Origin of the sequence: Gracilinema caldarium (assembly GCF_029265695.1) — a bacterium.
GTDB classification, from domain to species: Bacteria; Spirochaetota; Spirochaetia; order Treponematales; family Breznakiellaceae; genus Gracilinema; species Gracilinema caldarium_A.
The window spans coordinates 56,830-76,378 of the sequence record NZ_JAJUHW010000007.1 but is presented as its reverse complement, the minus strand read 5'-3'; the positions used below and the strand labels follow the sequence as shown (position 1 = coordinate 76,378).

The 19,549-nt window shown below is 48.2% G+C and carries 13 protein-coding genes; 9 read left to right on the top strand and 4 right to left on the bottom strand.

What is annotated here, in order from left to right:
* Positions 1 to 76: 76 nt before the first annotated feature.
* Positions 77 to 880: a Nif3-like dinuclear metal center hexameric protein gene (locus Q7P68_RS04180; protein ID WP_304223207.1), complete on the bottom strand. Its 804-nt coding sequence runs from the start codon at positions 878 to 880 to the stop codon at positions 77 to 79.
* A 115-nt stretch (positions 881 to 995) separates the two neighbouring features.
* Between Q7P68_RS04180 and Q7P68_RS04175 the strand changes: the two genes are divergently transcribed.
* Positions 996 to 1,628, top strand: a complete 633-nt coding sequence (locus Q7P68_RS04175) for a polysaccharide deacetylase family protein (RefSeq protein WP_304223205.1) — start codon at positions 996 to 998, stop codon at positions 1,626 to 1,628.
* 140 nt (positions 1,629 to 1,768) lie between these two features.
* Positions 1,769 to 2,887: a family 8 glycosyl hydrolase gene (locus Q7P68_RS04170; protein WP_304223203.1), complete on the top strand. Its 1,119-nt coding sequence runs from the start codon at positions 1,769 to 1,771 to the stop codon at positions 2,885 to 2,887.
* Here the strand turns inward: Q7P68_RS04170 and Q7P68_RS04165 are convergent.
* Positions 2,875 to 6,348, bottom strand: coding sequence for a glycoside hydrolase family 2 TIM barrel-domain containing protein (locus tag Q7P68_RS04165; RefSeq protein ID WP_304223200.1), 3,474 nt, complete (start codon positions 6,346 to 6,348; stop codon positions 2,875 to 2,877). The two genes, Q7P68_RS04170 and Q7P68_RS04165, sit on opposite strands and share 13 nt — an antisense overlap.
* Positions 6,349 to 6,517: 169 nt before the next feature.
* Between Q7P68_RS04165 and Q7P68_RS04160 the strand changes: the two genes are divergently transcribed.
* The 7 genes from Q7P68_RS04160 to Q7P68_RS04130 all read left to right on the top strand — a co-directional run bounded on the left by Q7P68_RS04160 (position 6,518) and on the right by Q7P68_RS04130 (position 16,896).
* Positions 6,518 to 7,462, top strand: a complete 945-nt coding sequence (locus Q7P68_RS04160; protein WP_304223198.1) for an ABC transporter permease — start codon at positions 6,518 to 6,520, stop codon at positions 7,460 to 7,462.
* Positions 7,463 to 7,471: 9 nt separating this feature from the next.
* Positions 7,472 to 8,341: a carbohydrate ABC transporter permease gene (locus Q7P68_RS04155; RefSeq protein WP_304223196.1), complete on the top strand. Its 870-nt coding sequence runs from the start codon at positions 7,472 to 7,474 to the stop codon at positions 8,339 to 8,341.
* 88 nt (positions 8,342 to 8,429) lie between these two features.
* Positions 8,430 to 10,055, top strand: a complete 1,626-nt coding sequence (locus tag Q7P68_RS04150; RefSeq protein ID WP_304223194.1) for an extracellular solute-binding protein — start codon at positions 8,430 to 8,432, stop codon at positions 10,053 to 10,055.
* Positions 10,056 to 10,152: 97 nt separating this feature from the next.
* Positions 10,153 to 11,244 carry a mannonate dehydratase gene (uxuA, locus tag Q7P68_RS04145; RefSeq protein ID WP_304223192.1) on the top strand — a complete coding sequence of 364 codons (1,092 nt, stop codon included), beginning with the start codon at positions 10,153 to 10,155 and terminating at the stop codon, positions 11,242 to 11,244.
* Complete coding sequence (locus tag Q7P68_RS04140) at positions 11,237 to 13,285, top strand: alpha-glucuronidase family glycosyl hydrolase (protein ID WP_304223191.1); 2,049 nt, start codon at positions 11,237 to 11,239, stop codon at positions 13,283 to 13,285. The genes uxuA and Q7P68_RS04140 overlap by 8 nt, the downstream gene beginning before the upstream one ends.
* Positions 13,286 to 13,387: 102 nt before the next feature.
* A complete protein-coding gene (locus Q7P68_RS04135; protein ID WP_304223188.1) occupies positions 13,388 to 15,475 on the top strand; it encodes a glycoside hydrolase family 3 N-terminal domain-containing protein in 2,088 nt (695 codons plus the stop codon).
* Positions 15,475 to 16,896: a family 4 glycosyl hydrolase gene (locus Q7P68_RS04130; protein WP_304223186.1), complete on the top strand. Its 1,422-nt coding sequence runs from the start codon at positions 15,475 to 15,477 to the stop codon at positions 16,894 to 16,896. Before Q7P68_RS04135 ends, Q7P68_RS04130 begins: the two co-directional genes overlap by 1 nt.
* On the opposite strand, the gene Q7P68_RS04125 is transcribed toward Q7P68_RS04130, so the two are convergent.
* Positions 16,893 to 17,621, bottom strand: coding sequence for a GntR family transcriptional regulator (locus tag Q7P68_RS04125; RefSeq protein WP_304223184.1), 729 nt, complete (start codon positions 17,619 to 17,621; stop codon positions 16,893 to 16,895). The two genes, Q7P68_RS04130 and Q7P68_RS04125, sit on opposite strands and share 4 nt — an antisense overlap.
* A 114-nt stretch (positions 17,622 to 17,735) precedes the next feature.
* Positions 17,736 to 19,541 carry an ABC transporter ATP-binding protein gene (locus Q7P68_RS04120; RefSeq protein ID WP_304223181.1) on the bottom strand — a complete coding sequence of 602 codons (1,806 nt, stop codon included), beginning with the start codon at positions 19,539 to 19,541 and terminating at the stop codon, positions 17,736 to 17,738.
* Positions 19,542 to 19,549 lie beyond the last annotated feature (8 nt).

The following is a 19,549-nucleotide window of genomic DNA, read 5'->3' as shown; positions in this document are numbered from 1 at the left end:
ACAACAGGTAAAACGACATGATCCGACATGGTATGCGTTTCTGCGAGGATAAGAAGGGATAGTTTATCCTACCTTATTAACCAATTAGTATCGGATTTTCGAAGGGCAGGTACCTAATTGGTATACTTCGGAAGCGATCGGTTAGTTCTGCTGTGAGTAGCTTTATGCCAGGGCTTTCGCTGGCACCATGTCCTATAATAATAAGTGATCGGTTAATACCGAAGTCATTCGCATCACGGATGTGCTCAGGTATTTCCCATTCGGGTCCTTCCCCATAGATGACGAGGTCTATCGCCTCTCTTTGTATCAGAGGCAGGATGAGGGAACCGCTGCCTCGGTATCCGACAGCGATAAGGACACGGCGGATCGTGCTTTTTTCTGAACCAATATAACGGACATAGGAAAGGCCCAAACTATTTTTAATGTGCTGTATGAGTTCACCCAAGGAAGTCTTAAGCTCTATTATTGAATACGCTGGCTCTTCTCGGATAATAAGATCTTGCCAGCCAAGCTCGGCAACGAGGCCTGCAGTTATCCGATCGGGGAGCGCACGATGAATGCCGTCGTGGTATCGATAGATGACAAGATCGTGCTCCTGCAATAGATCTCGCTTCCGTTGGTAAACCTGGTCAATAGCGCTGTGGATAAGCTGCTCTGGCTGCTGGTCCCGGTGGCTAAACCAGATCCCCTCATGGCTTATGACCAAGTTGCAGCCTAATTCCTGAGCCCTCTTGCAGTAATTGGCGGTGGCAAGGAACGTGACCGCCACACCGGATACAATGACATCTAAACTACCGTACAGTATGCCGTCCACCGTATCAGAAGGAAGTGTATCTGTTCCTGGAAGGGATCTAATTATATCTGCTACTTTGATTTCCATTTTGCTGGCTCTCCTTGTAAGATTCAATGACAACAATGATTATTATATTTGGTTTAAATAATAAATATTTGTTTGTATTCTATACTGTTTTTTTATTAATTGATAATATTCAATTATGAAATTGAGGACCAAATTATGTGCATTGACTTTTGATGATGGACCAGAGCTCGAATTGACTGGTCGAGTTTTAAATAAACTCGATCAATATCAAGTGGTGGCGACCTTTTTTTTAGTTGGTTCTAAGGTTACTAAGGAGACAGAACCTGTTTTAAAAAAAATGATCGCAATGGGTTGCGAAGTAGGTAATCATAGCTGGGATTATCAAAGTCTTGTTACATTACAGGTTGATGAAATTAAATCAAAATATGTAAAAACTCAGGACGTTATTACTCACTTATTAGGTGTAGAACCAAAGTTTTTCCGTCCTCCCAATTTGGAAACTAACCAAATAATGTTTGATGTCATTCCATTACCCTTTATTGGCGGTATTGTGTGTTATGATTGGATAGGTTGTGGGACAAGTGCGCAAGAGCGTGCTCTCACTGTATTATCTGAAATCGAAGATGGTGCTATCATTCTACTTCACGATGTACAACCAGAACCACATCCTTCTGCTGAAACGTTGGATATTCTCATTCCAAATTTAAAAATGCAAGGGTATGAGTTTGTTACAATTTCTGATCTGTTTGCAAGAAATGGAATAGATCCGACAAGCAATAAGGGGTGCTTGTGGAAAATTGTAAGATAAGTAAGCCCATTCAATAGTCGGTCTCATATTTTGTTTAGGAACGACGGATATTAAAACCGTGCCGATTCTTACCGCTCCTGGGGTCTTTTTTGACTCTAGGTCCACGGGGAAACTTAAAAAAACTGAAAGGAGCAACCATCATGGAACAGCCTGTGCATCAGCAGAGTTACTTTGAACGGCTTGGGTATAGCCGGGAGGAAATAGACCGGCGCGTCAGCGAGGCCTGGCATACCCTCTTTGAAGGTCCCGCGGACGAGCGAATCTATTTTGAATCCGGGCCCGATATGGGCTATATGCTTGATACGGGCAACCTGGACGTGAGGACCGAAGGCCAGTCCTACGGTATGATGATGGCGGTTCAAATGGACAGGCAGGACGTGTTTGACCGGATCTGGAAATGGACCATGACCTACATGTACCTTACCGAAGGACCCAATGCAGGGTACTTTGCCTGGTCCTGCCATCCCGACGGACGGCGCAATTCCAATGGCCCCGCTCCCGACGGAGAAGAATACTTTGCCATGGCTCTCTTCTTTGCAGCAAACCGCTGGGGAGACCGGGAAGCCCCCTTTAATTACAGCAAACAGGCCCGGGATCTTCTTGCCCGCTGCATTCACAAGGGCGAACAGGGGGACGGCTGGCCCATGTGGGAACCTTCCAACTATCTCATCAAATTTGTGCCCAACTGCGATTTTACCGATCCTTCCTACCATCTGCCTCATTTTTACGAGCTCTTTGCCCGCTGGGCCTATCCGGAGGACCGGCCCTTCTGGCAAAAGGCCGCAGCGGTAAGCCGGGAGTTCCTCCCCAAGTCCTGCCACCCCGTAACGGGTCTTGCGCCTGAGTACTCCTATTATGACGGACGCCCCAATTTCTATAACGACCATGGGGATTTCTACAGCGACTCATACCGGGTGGCGGCCAACCTGGGGCTCGATGCCCTTTGGTTCGGCAGGAAGGTTTTTCAAAAGGACATAATCGATAAGATTCATCGCTTTTTTGCGGATAAGGAGCCTGAAAACTACCACTGGTACAAAATTGACGGGACTGCCCGGCCTGAACCGGCCCTGCACCCCGTGGGGCTCATCGCCACCAATGCCATGGGAGCCCTGGCCACCGAAGGCCCCCTGGCAGAAAAGATGGTCCGGCTTTTCTGGGAGACGCCCCTCCGTCTGGGAAACCGCCGGTACTACGACAATTGTCTTTATTTCTTTGCCCTGCTTGCCCTAGCAGGCCGGTACCGGATTTATTCAAACTGAAAGGAAACAAAATCAAATGCCGAGCCTGGCAGAAACACGAAGGATACTGCGAGGCTCCCCGCAAGCAGATCCTTATAAAGGGCCGGCAGGGGGTAGCGGTTCTGGGTTACATCCTCGGAATGTTCAAAATCCACCAGGACCACCTGTTCGGCCTCTTTGTTTTTAAACTTGATGAGAATGCTATTCCTGTCTGTTAGTGAACGGCCGAAAATTTTTACAGCACGGGGTGCGGTTCCCTTAAAATCAAGGTCCTTAAAGGTCACCGTAACATTGTTTCCGATTTCTCTAATGGCATCTTCTGAAAGCTGGTACTGGTCTCCGTAGAGATCATCGTATTCCAGAGCCGATATCTTTCTAAAGGTGCGGTTCTGTTTTTCGAAACGGAAACCCTTAAAGTGCAGCTTTGCCCGGGTTACAAAATACAGGGACTGGGTGCCCCGCAGGGGCGTATTCAGTCTGTATGTCTCTTCCTGATAGACGTTCCAGATGCTTTTTTTCTGATATACGAGGGTATCAAGCAGCTGGCTTCCCTGATTGCCGGGCCTTCCTTGCCAAAGCTCAATATGGTATGTATCGTCGGTTAAAGCAAAGATAGGAAGATGAATGGTGTCTGACCCGTGGCAGCCGAAATCCAGGTCCGTAAAGCCAAATATGGTAGTACCGTCCCGGGCTGTGGCGATACCCTGTTCATTCCCAGGTCCTATGTTGCCATTTGAATCATCATACAGGCCTGCAGATACAAAGCTGTAGGGATCCTTGTAAAGCTTGCCGAATCCATGGGAAGTGAATTCGATCTGGGATATAAGGCGCACCGTTTCGGTCCCGTTAGTGCTGGTGCAGCGAACACGAAATTCGCCGTCTCCCCGGGGATGAATGACCGCCTGGGTTCCTGCTGTTTCAATCCATGCTAGTGGGGTCTCAATACCAGATGCCGTGACTACCGACCATGCAATGTCCCGATAGGTTGCATTGGCAGGATAGAGCAGTGCTTCCAGCCGGACTTCCGGACTATCCTCAGGGCACAATTCTTGTGCGCCTGTAAGGAGCCGTAATTCAATCTTACGGAGGGGAACTTCCTCCGCCTTTCCTGTATGGATCGGCCTTGGACTGTTAAAAGCGTATACACTATAGCATCTGAGATCTTCTCTGGCCGAGGGTTCTACGGGTAAAGTCAGTTTCGCTTCCGGCAGAGCTAAAGACCGCACTGTAATGGTTACAGCCCCGGTTTCAAATGTAGAACCCACAATAGCCATGAGCTTACCGTTAAAAAGCCGGCGGCTTATTCCTTTGTAGGAATCGTAATCCGTACTGTCGCCATTATCGAGGCCCCGGAGTCTGCCTGCGCCTTCTACGGCCACTTCCATTCTATTTGCAGCATTTTCTACCCGATTCCCCTCCACGTCTTCCACGCTTATGCTTACAAACACCAGGTCCCGTCCGTCCGCTTCAAGATATGATTTTGATGGAATGAGTTTGATGCGTGCAGGATCTCCGAAGGATCTGCGGCTTGCTCGGGCTATACAGCGGCCGCTTTCGTCATAGGCTAGAGCAACCAGTTCCCCCTTTTCGTAGGGAATTTTCCAGGTTCCGGTCTGGTCAGAACCCCGATTAAGGTCAATATGCTTTGTGCTGATAAGGCGGCCGTTGCAATAGAGGGTGATAAAAGGTGCGTTGGAACAGACCCGTACATCAATCAACTGTCCTGGATTCCAATCCCAGTAGGGAAAAATATGAATAATGGGGTCTCTTTTGTAGTCAGTCCATGCAGCCTTATAAATGTAATAGGAATCCTTAGGAAAGCCCGCCGTATCAATCTGCCCGAAGTATGAGTTTTTAGTGTGGTAGGGAGTAGGTTCCCCGATATAGTCAAAACCACTCCAAATGAACATGCCAAGCGAACATGGAGTATCCCGGTCGGCGGCGATACATGCTTCGTGGGAGCGGGCCCCCCAGCTTGTGGGGCTGTTCCCCAGGGCTGAGCACTGCTGATCCGCTTCCGCAAGAATAGTAGCCTCATAGGGAAAATGGTAGACTCCCCGGCTCTGGACTATCGATGCGGTTTCGCTGCCGTAAATTACCCAATGGGGATACTTTGCACGATGCTCCTCGTAATATTTTTCGCCGTAGTTATAGCCTGCAAACTTAAGTATATCTGCGCACCTCTGGGCCCCTTCCCAGGGCATAAAATTGGATCCAATGGTTACCGGAGCGTTTCCTTTTGGGTCGTTTATACGGACTTCCTGCAAAAGCAGCCGGGTAAGCTCCTCCCCCCGCTTGTCCGCATGGGTGTCGTATATTTCGTTGCCGATGCTCCACATTAAAAGGCTCGGATGATTCCTGTCCCGTCGTATCCAGCTTGCCACATCTTTTTTATACCACTGGGGAAAGAACCGGGCATAATCATAGGTGGTTTTGGGACGTTCCCACATATCAAAGGCTTCGGACAGGACAAAAAATCCCATTTCGTCCGCCAAGTCCATAAGCTCAGGGGCGGGCATGTTATGGCTGGTCCTGATTGCGTTCACCCCCATAGCTTTAAGCAGACTAAAGCGGTACCGGAGAGCTTCCCGGTTAAAGGCCGCGCCCAGAGCCCCCAGGTCGTGGTGTTCGCAGGTACCTCGCAGCTTACAGGGACTGCCGTTCACCAGGAGTCCCCGGTGGGGATTGAATGTTAGGGTCCTAAATCCGACCGGATTTCTGTATATTTCGATGAGCTCGCCTTCGGGACTATAAAGAGATGTTTCCAGGGTGTACAGGTGTGGTGTTTCTGGGCTCCATAAAAGAGGGTTCTGGATTGATAGTTGCTGCTGGTCCTTCATGATCCAATCTGGGTTCCCATTACATGATTCGGTATCAGCCAGCCCTTTTGACTCGGCCAGCACCATACCCCTAAACGACAACCGGTGTTGAATAACAAAGCGGTTGGAACCGGTTGTTTCAATTCCCAATCCTGCCAGCTCTGTTTCTATTTCCACATCCCATCGATCTGCCGTCAGCTTTACCGCAATATATATGCCATTGGTCGGAATATACAGGTTTCTCCGGCTTAGCATATAGACATCACGATAAATCCCCGCTCCAGAGTACCAGCGGCTGTTTGGGCTTTGGTGTACCACCTTGAGGATGATCTCGTTTTTTCCCTTTAAAAGAAACGGGGTCAGGTCATGTTCAAATGATGAGTAGCCGTATTTCCACTGGCCCGCTTCTTTTCCATTTACAAAAAGGGTACTGTCCATATAGACCCCTTCAAAGTAAAGGGCATACTGAGCAGATTCAGGGTTATCGCAGATTAAGCGTTTCCGATACCAGCCAATACTGTTTTCGTAGAGATTGGTGCTATCCTCGATAAGCCAATCATGGGGGATTTCCACTGGAGAATATGACAGATTTAACCAGCTATCGCAGCCAAGTGGGGTTTTAGCGAATTCCCAGCCATCGTTCCATAATGTTTTTTGGTTCATAAAACATTCCTTGTACGCTAGTATATTTCCATCCTTTTAAAAACGGAAGCTTGTATAAGTTTCCACGCTTATTTTTAAAGCGGGTTGAATGTGGCTGATTAAGAAAAAGCCTATATCGCAATAAAATTTTTGTTGACATATTTTAATATATGCTAATATACTAGTATTCATGAAAGGAATGCAACATAAATCCACCAATATACAGATGACCCAAAAGTATATTCGGCGCTATTGGTCACTGTATGCTATGCTCGTTCTTCCGATGCTGTATTTTTTGGTATTTCGTTATATACCAATGACCTACATTCAAATAGCATTCAAAAACTACAGTATCGTTAAAAGTCCCTGGGAAATGCCCTGGGCTGGAGCCGGCGGTTTTGAATATTTTATTAGGGCTTTTCAAAATAAGGATTTTCTGGATGCTCTTAGAAATACCTTAACTCTGAATCTGCTCGATCTGATATTCGGGTTTCCAGCTCCGATCCTGCTTGCCCTTATTCTGAACGAACTCCCCTACCGGGGCCTTAAGCGGCTCACCCAGACCGTGGCATATATGCCCCACTTCCTGTCCTGGGTCATTATCGCCGGCATGGCATTGCAGCTCTTTGCTCCAACCAACGGACTTCTGAATATCTGGCTGCAAAAACTCGGTATGCAGCCGATTCCCTTTCTGAACCAGAGTCATTATTGGGTTGGTACCTATGTAACCCTGGGAATTTGGCAGAGCGTTGGCTGGAATACCATTATCTATCTCGCGGCAATTACGAGCATTAATCCTGAGCTCTATGAGGCTGCAGCTATAGATGGTGCAAATCGGCTGCGGCGAATCTGGCACGTTACCCTTCCGGGCATCCGGTCTACCATCGTGGTGCTTCTTATCCTGTCCTTAGGCCGTATATTGGGCAGTGATTTTGACCGTCCCTATGCGCTTCGAAATCCTCTGGTAAAAGAGGTTTCAGATGTGATGTCGATTTTTATCTACAACTACGGAATACGAGGGCTGCAATTTTCTTTAACCACTGCGGTGGGGCTTTTCCAATCCGTGGTCAGTGTCAGTTTTCTGCTCTTTGCAGATTATTTAGCAAAAAAATTCGGCGAACGGGGAATTATTTAGGGGATTGCTATGGTTAATTCGAGGGAATCACGTTATCTGGACGTTATATTTGTTATCATTTGTATCTTTGTCATTTTTGTCTGTCTTCTGCCCATGCTGACCCTCATGGCTCGCTCTTTAAGCTCAGCTGAGCACCTTATCCGGAATGAAGTAACTCTCTGGCCCAAGGGGTTCTCTTTTGATGCCTATCGCTATGTGCTATCCGATTCTAAGTACACCTGGTCGCTGTTATGGACCGCCATATTGACTGTAAGCGGGACATTTTTATCCCTTTTTATGACCACCCTGGCGGCCTATCCCTTGGTATACGATAAGCTTAAGGGACGAAAGTTCTTCAGCACCGTCATGCTCTTTACTATGTACTTTAACGCGGGGACCATCCCGATGTACCTGCTCCTTAAAGATGTGGGGCTCCTGAACAAGCCCCTGGTCCTCATAGTGCCCTACTGTTTGAGCGTGTTTAACATGATTCTTATGCGGAATTATTTTTACACGATTCCTGAAAGTCTGCGCGAATCAGCGGAAATTGATGGGGCAGGGCCTTTTAAGATTTTGACCAGCATCTATCTGCCCCTCTCTACACCGGTCATTGCCACCCTGGCCCTGTTCTATGCGGTCGGGCGCTGGAATGGTTTTTCCGATGCTCTCATGTTTATGAATAAGCGTGAGTTTTTTCCTATTCAATTGTTGCTCTACAACCTGATTAATGCGGTATCCAGTCTCGAGACCTATTCCACCGAAGGCTTTACCCCTCCCGGCTTAAGCGAGGCCTTAAAGGCTGCGGCAATCATGTTTGCCACCATACCTATTCTCTTTGTCTATCCCTGGCTGCAGCGATATTTCATACAGGGGGTTACCTTGGGGGCAATAAAAGAATAGGCCGCTGCCGTAAAACAGACGTGTCAATAAAGAAGAGATTTTAGCTGCCCTGTTACAGGCAGCTCAGTATAACAAGGAGGCATAGGCTATGAAAAAAGCTCTAGTAGCAATGCTCTGCTTGCTCTCTGTGGCCACACTGCTTGTGGCAGAAGGGCAATCAGACAAAGGCAAGTCTACAGGAAAATCTGCTGAATTGGTGAATGGCAGATTCACTGAGACAAAGACTATTACGGTGGAAGTGTATGATCGGGGTACCGGTACACCTCCAGAGGACAACTTTTTTGCCCGTTTTATCAAGGAAGGAATGCTCAGGGACCACAATGTGAATGTGGTATTTAAACCGGTTCCCCGTTGGACCGAAGTCCAAGCATTGAACAACCTGCTTGCTGCGGGGGAAGCTCCTAATATTTGCGTAACCTACGATTATCCCACCATACAAACCTATGCGAATATGGGCGGAGTTTTGGATCTGAACCCGTACCTGGAGCAGTATAAGCCTTATCTTAAGGATCTATGGAACCTCCTTGGGGATGCGAATATTTACTATGATCAGGATCCCAAAACAAAACAGCTTTGGGCAATCGAAGCTATCAGGAAACCAAACACAAGGACTATTACCTTTATTCGCGAAGACTGGCTTAAAAAGCTTAATCTTCCTGAACCAAAAACTCTTGCAGAATTTGAAAAGACCATACGGGCGTTCAGGGACAATGCGGAAAAGCTTCTTGGGAAAGATAAGGACAAGATGATCCCCTTCTTCCTAACCGTCGATGTGGGCTGGTATATCATGAATCTATCTGATTCTTTCATTCCCGATAAAACAAGCGATGAAGAGCTTTATATCTATGGTTTTGACGACCGGCATCTCCTGTGGCCAAAGTACAAGGATGCGGTCCGGGTTGTAAACAAATGGTATAACGAAGGTCTTGTCTGGAAGGATTTTGCCCTTTATCCAGTCGGAGACCCCGCTGGAGATAATCTTATTAAATCAGGTTATGTAGGTGCCTTTATCCAAAACTGGGACTATCCTTACCGAGATGGAGAAAAGGGAATCCATGGAAACCTGCAAAAATTGGTAGGTCCCGAAGCAGCCTTTATCGCGGTGGATACCTTTAAGAACAATGCGGGAAAATACCGCAAATATTTTTCCCCTGCAGTGGACCGCAAGGTATTCTTCCCCGCCACCAACAAGGAACCCCTGGCGTCCCTCTTGTATCTTAACTGGATCAGCAAGCTGGAAAATCGCAAGTTCCTCGCCACCGGCGAACCTGGCGTCCATCATGATGTGTTGCCAGACGGTGCGGTAAAAATGAAACCCGTGGAAGGGGACAAGCGAATTAACTCCCTGTACAACATTGACTATACTATTACCCTGAATGGTCTTGATCTAGGAGATCCGGTGCTTAAATCCCGCTCATTGGCCCTTGGCTACGGCGGTGTTGATCCCCGGTATATTGAGCGGTCCTATAAGACACAGTCAGTGGATGTGCGGATTGTGCCTCCCTTTAAGCTGGGGGAAATCAAGGCGGAACAGGGAATGGGTCCTGCTCTGTCAGAAAAACGGAATACGCTGCTCGTAAAATCGGTGGTGGCTAAACCAAGTGACTTTGACAAGGTCTTTGATGCGGGACTGAAAGATTACCTCAGTTCAGGAGGCCAGGCAATTATTGATGAACGCAGGGCCAAATTAGAAGAACTTAAAAAGGCAAAATAGACGGTTATTATCACCCGTCCAAGTCGGGCAGGCTTTTAGCCTGCCCGCTGTTCCTCTCGTTCCCGAATTTCTATTGGAGTACAAAGAACAGGTTATCATGAATATCACCTTCCGCTGGTTTGGCAAACAGTATGATTCCGTGTCCCTCGATAAAATTCGCCAGCTTCCCTATGTAAAAGGAATCATCAGTACACTTTATGGCAAAAAAACAGGGGATGTTTGGTCCCGGGAAGAATTACAGGATTTACGGAAAACGATAGAGCAGTCGGGTCTTGCCCTCTTGGGTATCGAAAGTGTCAATGTACATGAATCTATAAAGGCTGGGTTTTCTGACCGGGATCGTTATATAGAAAACTATATTAAGACCCTGGAGCATCTTGGTGAAGAAGGCCTGCATCTTGTGGTCTATAATTTTATGCCCGTCTTTGACTGGATTCGCTCTACTCTTGCAAAACCACGATCCGACGGAAGCAGTGTACTTTCCTATGATGAAGCTCTTATCAGTTCACTTGGACCAGAAAAACTATTTGGATGGCTCCAGGGACAGGCCAAAGGTTTTTTGCTTCCTGGCTGGGAAGCGGAACGGCTCGGGCACGTTGCTGAACTTCTTGAATATTATCGAACCTGTACGGAAGATACGATCTTTGCCAATCTGGTGTATTTTCTGAAAGCAATTGTGCCAACCTGCGAAAAATATAATATAAAATTAGCCTTGCATCCCGATGATCCGCCCTGGAGCATGTTCGGTATTCCGCGGATTGTTACCAGTCTGGAAAATTTAAAAAGAATTGTTCAAGCGGTTCCAAGTCCAGCGAACGGACTCACTATCTGTACCGGCTCTCTGGGAGTACATCCTCAGAACGATGTTCTAGAAATAATTAGAGAGCTGCACAGTCGTATTCATTTTGTTCATGTACGAAACCTGAAAATAAATGGTCCCGGCCAGTTTGATGAAACGGCCCACATGTCTTGTGATGGCGACCTAGATATGTATCAAATTATGAAAACCCTCTATGATTATGGATACGACGGATTGATGCGGCCTGACCACGGCAGGTCGATTTGGGGAGAAATTTCTATGCCCGGCTATGGTCTTTATGACCAAGCTTTAGGTTCTGCATATATGTATGGTCTGTGGGAAGCGATTACCAAAGATAAACCCCGACAGAAGGAGATAACCCATGGATAAGTATTCGCTGTGCTGGCTGGATTATTCAAATCCCTATATAAAGAGAAAAACTTTTGCCTCTTATGCACAACAGGTAGGTGCTGCATTTACCAATTTATTCATAGATCCCTCGGTAAAAAATACGGCTATTGCCAATGAATTAAAAAGGTTTTTCGCTGAATATTTTGGAGTAGCACTCGTACAAAGTTCTAAACTGTCTGAGTCCGCGATCTTGTGTACCCTGGTTTCGCCGGATCAGCAATTTCACGTAGATGTGGAAGCGGAACTTTTTCGCGTGGAGGGATCCTTTGTTATCCGGTATATGGCGGAATCCAGATCGGTTATGATCGCCGCTGCTTCGGAAACAGGGCTTTTATACGGAGTCTTTCATTTAATACGGCTATTCCAGCAGCAAAGAGATTTTACGCTCCTGGATTGCAAAGAAATGCCCCATAATCCGCTCAGGCTTATCAATCACTGGGACAATATGGATGGCTCTGTAGAACGCGGTTATGCGGGCCGTTCCATCTTTTTTGAGAATGATAAGATTACAGCCGACAAGAAACGTATCACCGATTATGGACGACTCCTGGCTTCGGTAGGTATTAACGGCACTGTCATTAACAATGTGAACGTAAAAGGCCGGGCGCCGTTCCTTATTACTTCAGAATACCTCAAAGATGTGGCTGCAATCGCAGACATACTGCGGCCCTATGGAATACGGCTTTATCTCAGTGTGAACTTTATGAGTCCCGTATTGGCGGGGAACCTTGATACCGCCGATCCTCTTGCTCCCGAAGTTTTCCGCTGGTGGCAGGACCGAGTCCGGGATATTTATGCTGCCATTCCTGATTTTGGCGGCTTCCTGGTCAAGGCCGATTCGGAGTACAACCCCGGTCCTCACAATTATGGAAGGTCCCAGGCCGAAGGGGCCAATATGCTCGCCAGAGCCCTGGGTCCCCATGGGGGAACTCTCATATGGCGTGCCTTTGTGTACAAGCTCCAGGATTGGCGGGACACCAGCATAGATCGGGCCAGGGCTGCCTACGATATATTTCAGTGTTTGGATGGCCAGTTCGATAGCAATGTAATCCTGCAAATTAAAAACGGTCCCCTGGATTTCCAGGTGCGGGAGCCCGTGTCACCCCTCTTCGGAAAAATGCAGCATACAAACCAGATGCTGGAACTCCAGGTTGCCCAGGAATATACGGGGCAGCAAATAGATCTTTGTTATTTGGCTCCTCAGTGGAAGGAGATCCTGGATTTCGATCCCCGTATACCAGGCAAAAAAGTTACAGTTTCTTCTATTATAAAAGGTTCTGTGTGGAATCGGCCGAGGGGCGGTATGGCTGCCGTTTCTAATATCGGCAGAGATTATAATTGGACAGGACACTGGCTTGCCCAGGCAAATTGGTATGCCTTTGGACGACTTGCCTGGGATCCCTCTTTGAACCCAGAGACTATTGCCCGTGAATGGGTATTGGGCAGCCTGAGCAATGATGAATCGATCGTAGCTTCGGTTGTTTCTCTCCTTTTACAGTCCTGGCAGATCTACGAACAGTATACCACCCCCTTTGGTTTAGGATGGATGGTTACACCGGGGACCCACTATGGACCCAGTCCCGAAGGGTATGAGTATTCTATTTGGGGTACCTATCACCGGGCGGATACAAAAGCAATAGGGGTTGACCGTACTAAAAACGGGACCGGCTATACCGCCCAATATTATGAAGAATGGGCACATATATACGACAGCCGCGACACTTGTCCCGAAAATCTTATTCTCTTTTTCCACCGGCTTCCCTATACATACCGCATGAAAAACGGGAAAACCCTTATCCAAAACTATTATGATGCCCATTTTAAGGGGTACGAGGCGATGCGAGAAATGCAAAACCAATGGCTGAGCTTAAAGGATTCTATAGATCCCCAGGTATACCAGGAGGTAGCTGAACGCTTTACCAAGCAGGAAGAAAATGCCCGGCAGTGGCGGGATGTAATTAATAGTTACTTCTACAGGAAATCCGGAATCCCCGACGAAGAAGGCCGTACTCTATATTAAGCAAAATCGGTAAAAACACCTATAGAAAGGTAGGGATACCATAAAGTAAGGTAGTAGTGGGGAGCCGATTCAGGCTTCCCATTATAGTCATAGGAGCACATCATGAGTCAAAAAAATAATGAAAAAGTCCAACAGATGCTTTCTTCCATGAGTATAGAAGAAAAAGCTGGCCTTATGATTCACCGGGCCAAGGCAATTCCGAGATTAGGCATTCCCGCCTACAATTGGTGGAACGAAGCGCTCCACGGGGTGGCTAATCAGGGGGAATCCACGGTCTTTCCCCAGGCAATTGCCTTAGGCGCTACCTTTGATGAAAACCTTATTTATAGGGTTGCTGAGGCAATTTCCCTGGAAGCCCGTGCTAAATTTAACAGTGTCGGCAAGGAAGAAGCAGACCGGTACCACCGTGGGCTGACATTCTGGGCGCCGAACATCAATATATTCAGGGATCCCCGTTGGGGCCGGGGACAGGAGACTTACGGCGAGGATCCAATCCTTACAAGCAGGCTTGGTACCGCCTATGTCCGGGGGCTCCAAGGTGACGATCCCTACTACTTGCGGGCCGCTGCCTGCGCTAAGCATTTTGCGGTCCATTCGGGGCCCGAAGGTTCCCGGCACGTCTTCGATGCCCAGGTAAGTCCCAAAGATCTGGAAGAAACATATCTTCCTGCCTTTAAGGCTTTGGTAAAAGCCGGAGTAGAAAGCGTTATGGGAGCCTATAACCGAGTAAACGGGGAGCCCGCCTGCGGCAGCACTTTTTTGATCCAAAAAAAACTCAGGCAGGAATGGGGCTTTCAGGGGCATGTGGTTTCCGATTGCTGGGCAATTTGCGACTTTCATAAAAACCACAAGGTTACCCAGGATGTGCTTGAATCGGTAGCTCTGGCCCTCAAAACTGGCTGTGATCTAAACTGCGGCGATGCTTACCAGTATTTAGTGGAGGCACTCCAGAAAGGCTACATTTCCGAAGCGGATATTAACCGCTCTGTCTCCCGGCTTTTGCGTACCATGGACAAGCTTGGCCTCCTCTCCGATGAGGGCCCCTATGCGTCAATTTCGCTAGAAAACATAGATTGGAAACGCCACGACAACCTTGCCCTGGAGGCTGCTGAAAAGTCCCTCGTGCTTCTTAAAAATAACGGCATTCTTCCCCTTAAAAAAGAAAAGCTATCCTATGTGTTTGTGACCGGTCCCAACGCGACCAATACCGACGCCCTCCTTGGAAACTATGCGGGGGTATCATCAAAATTAAGAACCGTACTAGAGGGCATCGTTGCAGAAGCAGGGCCTGAAATTACCGTTACCTACAAAAAAGGCTGCCCCCTGGCGGAACGGCGCATCAATCCCAACGACTGGGCAAGTGGTGTCACCAAGTATGCGGATGTTACCATCGCGGTCATGGGGCGGGACATCAGTGTGGAAGGAGAGGAGGGGGATGCTATTTTATCGCCCACCTTCGGCGATTTTGAGGATCTGGACCTTTCAGCGGAACAGCTAGAGTACCTGAGGCGGCTTAAAGAGGGGGGAAAACCCCTGGTAGTCATATTGATGGGCGGCGCTCCCATCTGTTCGCCCGAACTGCATGACCTGGCCGATGCGATCATTATGGCCTGGTATCCGGGGCAGGCCGGAGGCGAAGCCATTGCCCGCATCCTTTTTGGAAAGACTGCCCCTTGTGGAAAACTGCCCGTTACCTTTCCCACGAGCGTCCGCCAGCTTCCTCCCTTCGATGACTATGCCATGAAGGGCAGAACCTACCGGTATATGGAGGCTGAACCTCTGTATCCCTTTGGCTTCGGGCTTACCTATGCAAAAATGGAACTATTGCGATTCGGCTGCAGCTTGAGCGGTGATGGTAATAGCCATGTAACGGTAAGGGCCGAAGTCCGCAACAGCGGAGACAAGGCAGGCCGGGAGGTTCTGCAGCTCTATTATCGCTGGGCTGATGCTCCCTTTACCGTACCCCGTTGGTCCTTGGTAGAGTTCCGGCCCCTCGAAATCGCTGCGGGAGCTTCGCAGCCAATAGAATTCAAGCTTCCCATAGACCGCCTGGCCTGTATAGATCCCGAAGGCCATCCCGTACTTCCCCAGGGAACACTGGAACTCTACGCAGGTTTCGCTTCCCCCGGCGGCCGGGCTGAAGCACTTGGCTCTCCTGCGGGTAAAATGGTACGTCTCAAGAGAAATTGATGAAAATAACCATTATTGGCGCAGGCAGTGTACGGTACGCATTAAAACTGATCGGAGATCTGGCAAAGAGCCCTGACCTTGTGGGTGGGCGCCCTGAACTTTGCCTTATGGACATACATAGCCAACGGCTCGAAGCGGCTCACCTTTTAGCAAGCCGCTATCTTGAAGAACTGGATGTCCCAGTCAGGATTAACAGTACCGAAAATCTTGATACCGCTGTAGATGGGGCCAACTATGTCATCAATACCATTTTAGCTTTTCCTGTCTGGAAAGATCAGGATGGTTTTGCCTCCTGGGAAGCAATGACTGCGGTGGGAGAACAGTTTGGATACTACCGCGGAGTGGATTCCCAGGAATATAACATGGTGTCCACCTATACATACGGACTGTGTAGCTACTATGATATGCAGGCTGCTTTAAATATTGCCCGCTCAATGGAACGATTAAGCCCCCAGGGAACCATATTGCAGACAGGAAACCCTGTTTTTGAGATAAGCCAGCTGCTCAATCGTATAACATCTATACAAACAATTGGATTCTGTCATGGCCATGGCGGAGTTCATGAGGTGTGTAAGCCCCTGGGCCTCCCATTTGATAAGGTTGACTGGCAAGTGGCAGGGGTAAATCACGGAATATGGCTGAACCGCTTCAGATATAATGGGATGGATGCTTATCCTCTCCTTGACCGCTGGATAGCACAAGAGCTTCCATCCTGGCAATCTAGCGGACCCTGGGATATCCAGATGAGCCCCGCGGTGATGGATATGTATGGCTTTTATGGCCTATTGCCCATAGGAGATACCTGCAGAAATGGAAGTTGGAAATATAATTATAACCTGGAAACTAAACGGCAGTGGTTTGGATCTTTTGGAAGCATAGATAATGAAATTGAGCGGCCAAAACTGCATCGGGGCTTGCGGAAGGTTAAGGAACAGCTTCTGGCGATAGCCCAGGAAGTACGGCAGGATAAGACGCTGCGGATTACCGAAAGGTGGCCGGATATTTTTACAAAGGGAGATCTCAGCGGGGAGCAGCAGATCCTTTACATCCAAGCACGGGAGACAAATCGGAGCAGCCGGCTTGTTCTTAATTTACCGAACCAAGGAACTATCTACGGAATACCGGATGATGTGGTTGTGGAAATACCGGTGCTGGTTGATCGTAGTGGCATACATCGGGAAACCATAGAACCGGAACTGCCTCGGAGGCTCATCAATATGTATCTCATGCCTCGGATTCTCAGAATGGAATGGTCCTTGGAGGCATTTATTAGCCGGGACCGGAGGGTGCTTGAAGAAATATTACTGCACGACCAGCGGACCCGGTCCTATAAGCAGGTCAAGGATGTGTGGGATGCCATTTTTGCACTGCCGTACCACGAAGATTTGCGGCGATACTTTACACCGGGCAGCGCCTCCTAATGTTGTCCGATAAAGCCTGATATAAGCGGATCTTCGGTATGGACAGGAACCCTGAAATAATCAGGATAAGCGTCGAGCAGTTCCTTTTCTTGGTAGGTTATCCTGCTAAAATGGTCATGAATGAGGGTGGCAACCAAATTTTTGTCTTGCTTTTTCATAAATGAAAAAATTTCCTGGTGCTGTTCAAATACTGATGTCCGCAGGTCCCTGTTCCACAGGGTCATGATTCGGATCCGCCGGTAGTGGCTTGAGTTGTTCTGAATAAGTTCCCAGCTTAATGCCTTTCCTGCATGATAGAAGATAGACTTATGGAACTCGTCATCCCACTCAAGAAATGCTAAAGGGTCTTCCTCTTTAAGGCAGGTCTCCTGGTGGAGCAGGGCCTTTTCCAGGTCTAACAAAATGAACTGCATTTTCTTAGAAAGACAGAGTTCCAGGGCCTTTTCCTCAAGGCTGGAACGAATGAACTGTTCTTCATCGACCCGTTCCAAGTCAATCTTGGAAACACTGGTACCAACCTGGGGTATCACGTCCACCAGGCCTTCCCGTTCAAGGCGGATCAATGCCTCCCGGACCGGTGTGCGGCTTACTTCCAATTTGGCTGTAATTTCCCGCAGATTCAGCTCCTGGCCGGGCTTAAAATTAAGGTTCACAATGTTTTTTCTGAGGGTGTTGTACACATTGTCGCTGATCGAAAGTCCCGTTGCCTTTGCAAGCTGTTTCATAGGGCGCTCCTTTCTTAAAAGTCGATGCTAGTATAAAAGTTTTAAATAATATCCTAATATATCAGTTTAGGGTGTTATAAGGATTTGGTCAAGAAGAACGTTTGCTCCATCGCTTTACCTCCCCCGGTTCATCTCCTGCAGGCTCACGAGGCGATTAAAGGGCCCGTTGTTGCGTATAAGTTCCCGGTAGCTGCCGGTCTCAGCAATGTTTCCCCGCTCTAGTACGACAATCCGGTCCGCGTTCCGGATGGTAGAAAGCCTGTGGGCTACAATCAGGGTAGTTCGTCCCTGCATGGCCTGCTCTATCGCAATCTGGACATGCCGCTCGGATTCCACGTCCAGGGCGCTGGTGGCTTCGTCCAGAATGAGAATGCGGGGATTGCGGATAAGCGCCCGGGCAATGGCGATTCGCTGCCGCTGGCCGCCGGATAATTTGCTGCCGTATTCGCCGATGGGGGTATCAAAGCCCTGGGGGAGATCCATAATAAAATCATAGGCGTTAGCCATTTTCGCTGCCTGGATGACCTGGTCTTCTTTGTATTCCCTAAGTCCGTAGGTTATGTTTTCCCGGATGCTGCCCGAAAAGAGAATAACCGACTGGGGTACTACGGATACAAAACTGCGGAAGGTGCGCATGTCCAGGCTGGAAAGATCTTTGCCGTCAAGGATTATGTGGCCCTGTTGAGGCCGCCTTAGTCCGAGCACAAGCTGCATAAGCGTTGTTTTACCTGATCCGCTGGGCCCAACAAAGGCTACTGATTGGCCTGCCTGAATAGAAAGACTGAAATTTTCTATCGCATGATCCCGTGTTCCCGGATAGGCAAAATAAACATTTTGGAATTCAATGTGACCAATCACCTGACTTACGATTTCTTTCCCTTCGTTTTCTTCGATTTCTTCGTCGGTCAAGACTTCGCCGATGGAGTTTATTGCCTCAAGACCCCGTTCAAGGTCCGGGTAAATATTCAAAATGGTGCTCACCGCGTTCAGTACCGAGCCGTAAAGTCCCTGGAACAGCACTACGTCTCCAATACCGATGCGCCCCTGCAGCGCAAAGGGAATGGTAACTGCAAGACAAAGGATTTGCAGGATCTGAAAACCCACCCAGTTAATGGCTCCAAAAAGGGCGCTCAGTACATCAAGCTTAAGACCATTTACCTGAATAACAGAAAATTGTTTTTCGAGCCGATTCAGCTCTGTATCCTCTAACCCATGGGCCTTTGTGACCGGGAGCATTTCGATCATCTCGGAAATATTTTCGTTCATCCGCTCCATGTCCTGCCGGAGTACCGCGTTGGTCTCCCGCATCCGTTCGCGGAATATTTTAATAAGCAGTACCGCCAGAGGAATGGAAAGCAAAAAGAGGAGGCTTATTCGGGGCTCCTTCATCAAGGTCATGGTAAAGGCAAATATAAAGGTGACCACCGCAGGAAGGAGACTGTTCATGCTGATCATAATAAGGTTGCGGATCGATTCCACATCCCGGAGGATCTTGGACTGCACCGCCCCAGAATGGCTGCGGTCATGGAAAGCCAATGAAAGCTGCTGCAGCTTCCTCACCAGGGATAGCCGTAATGAGCCTTCTATCTGTCTAACCGCCTTGGCTAGAAAGTAAATAAAGAAACTCTGGTTCGGAATATTCTGCAGGGCGAGCAGGGCAATGACGATCAGGTTGATGATGATATGCTGGACCGTCTGGGCTCTCATCCCCGGATTGGTGACCGCATTGCTCAGGTTATTAATAATATTGGCAGTCACCACCGGCATGGCCCAGACCGGTGAGTGCTTTATGATAAAAAAGAAACCCGCCAGGGCAAGATTTTTCTGTTCCCGGTCAAAAAAATGGTAAAAGGTTTTGAAGGGATGTTTCTTATTAAAGTAAAATTCATGGGTAAGTGAGGAACGTATTTTATTTTTCATGAGCCGAT

What these genes read in the sequence shown, in the direction of transcription:
- Q7P68_RS04180 (WP_304223207.1), bottom strand. Translation starts at nt 880, where the DNA reads ATGGAAATCAAAGTAGCAGATATAATTAGATCCCTTCCAGGAACAGAT.
- Q7P68_RS04175 (WP_304223205.1), top strand. Translation starts at nt 996, where the DNA reads ATGAAATTGAGGACCAAATTATGTGCATTGACTTTTGATGATGGACCA.
- Q7P68_RS04170 (WP_304223203.1), top strand. Translation starts at nt 1,769, where the DNA reads ATGGAACAGCCTGTGCATCAGCAGAGTTACTTTGAACGGCTTGGGTAT.
- Q7P68_RS04165 (WP_304223200.1), bottom strand. Translation starts at nt 6,348, where the DNA reads ATGAACCAAAAAACATTATGGAACGATGGCTGGGAATTCGCTAAAACC.
- Q7P68_RS04160 (WP_304223198.1), top strand. Translation starts at nt 6,518, where the DNA reads ATGAAAGGAATGCAACATAAATCCACCAATATACAGATGACCCAAAAG.
- Q7P68_RS04155 (WP_304223196.1), top strand. Translation starts at nt 7,472, where the DNA reads ATGGTTAATTCGAGGGAATCACGTTATCTGGACGTTATATTTGTTATC.
- Q7P68_RS04150 (WP_304223194.1), top strand. Translation starts at nt 8,430, where the DNA reads ATGAAAAAAGCTCTAGTAGCAATGCTCTGCTTGCTCTCTGTGGCCACA.
- uxuA (WP_304223192.1), top strand. Translation starts at nt 10,153, where the DNA reads ATGAATATCACCTTCCGCTGGTTTGGCAAACAGTATGATTCCGTGTCC.
- Q7P68_RS04140 (WP_304223191.1), top strand. Translation starts at nt 11,237, where the DNA reads ATGGATAAGTATTCGCTGTGCTGGCTGGATTATTCAAATCCCTATATA.
- Q7P68_RS04135 (WP_304223188.1), top strand. Translation starts at nt 13,388, where the DNA reads ATGAGTCAAAAAAATAATGAAAAAGTCCAACAGATGCTTTCTTCCATG.
- Q7P68_RS04130 (WP_304223186.1), top strand. Translation starts at nt 15,475, where the DNA reads ATGAAAATAACCATTATTGGCGCAGGCAGTGTACGGTACGCATTAAAA.
- Q7P68_RS04125 (WP_304223184.1), bottom strand. Translation starts at nt 17,621, where the DNA reads ATGAAACAGCTTGCAAAGGCAACGGGACTTTCGATCAGCGACAATGTG.
- Q7P68_RS04120 (WP_304223181.1), bottom strand. Translation starts at nt 19,541, where the DNA reads ATGAAAAATAAAATACGTTCCTCACTTACCCATGAATTTTACTTTAAT.